A 1,426-nucleotide genomic window follows, 5' to 3' on the forward strand; every position below is an offset into this window, starting at 1 on the left:
GGTCAAGTCCCGTGGAGTGGTGTAACGAACATTCTTCGAGAATGAGCTTGGCTACGCAGTCAACGTGAGGGGTAGTTCCACAGCCACCTCCTCAGCAACGTTGTCCGTGATGAGGCGAACCCTGCAACGAGCCAACACCTCGAGTCCGAGGTATCGGCGGCCCTCCGCCCACTCGTCAGATTGCTCTGCCAGGACCGCTCCAACGAGCCGGGTGATCGCGTCTCGATTCGGGAAAATACCGACAACGTCAGTGCGACGTCTGATTTCTTTGTTGAGACGTTCGTTGGGGTTGTTCGACCAGATCTGCTGCCACACATCTTTCGGGAACGCCGTGAATGCGAGGATATCGGCACGGGCAGCATCGAGATGATCGTGCACGCCAGGCAGTTTCTCGCCGACGTAGTCCAGGAGCCGGTCGAACTGTGCCTCGACAGCTGCAACGTCGGGCTGGTCATAGACGGAATGCAGCATTGCTTTCACGGCAGGCCACATCTGCTTCGGGCAGGCCGACATGAGGTTCGCGGCGTAGTGGGTGCGGCAACGCTGCCAACTGGTGCCGGGAAAGTTGGCCCGCATGGCCTCGACCAGGCCAGCGTGTGCGTCTGACGTGATGAGCTGCACTCCGGTCAGTCCTCTCGCGACGAGGTCCGCGAAGAACATGTTCCACGCCGCCCCGGTCTCGCTCGTCGCGACCTGCATGCCGAGCACTTCACGATGCCCATCGGCGTTGACGCCGGTCGCGACGAGCACGACCGTGTTGATCACTCGCCCGCCCTCACGTACTTTCATGGTGAGGGCGTCACACGCGACGAACGTGAACGGGCCGGCATCGCTGAGCGGTCGGGTGCGGAACTCGGTGACGTGTTCGTCGAGATCAGTGGCCATGCGAGAGACCTGCGATTTCGACAGTGAGTGAATGCCGAGCGTTTTCACGAGTTTGTCCATGCGTCTCGTGGAGACGCCCGCGAGGTAGGCGTCAGCGACGACGGTGATCATCGCTGACTCGGACCGTTTGCGTCGTTCGAGGAGCCAGTCAGGGAAGTAGCTGCCCTGCCGTAGTTTCGGGATCTGCACATCGATCGTGCCGACGCGGGTATCGAGCTCGCGGGCCCGGTACCCGTTGCGGGAGTTCGTGCGGTCTGGTGAAGGGGTGCCGTACTCGGCGCCGCAGACCGCGTCGGCCTCGGCGGAAAGGAGCGTGTTGATCATGGTGTGCAGCAGGGTGCGCATCAGATCTGGCGAAGCGTCGCCCAGGGCTTGGGTGAGAACAGCAGCAGGGTCGACAATAGAAGGAGTGGTCATCGGTGTGATGCCCTTTCGAGTGAGAGTTAGAAGGCTTCTCGAAGGTGTCCCCGGTGGCCACGCTGTTCTTTCAGTGGGGCCGTTGTTACTCGGGGTTCGTTACACCACTCTACGGGGCACTACT

1 protein-coding gene is annotated in these 1,426 nt (G+C 61.4%); it reads right to left on the minus strand.

What is annotated here, in order from left to right; genetic code table 11:
* Positions 1-51: 51 nt before the first annotated feature.
* Positions 52-1,302: an IS256 family transposase gene (locus AC3WLB_RS24260; protein ID WP_071044057.1), complete on the minus strand. Its 1,251-nt coding sequence runs from the start codon at positions 1,300-1,302 to the stop codon at positions 52-54.
* Positions 1,303-1,426 lie beyond the last annotated feature (124 nt).

This window comes from Herbiconiux sp. FW305-C-125 (genome assembly GCF_058783455.1).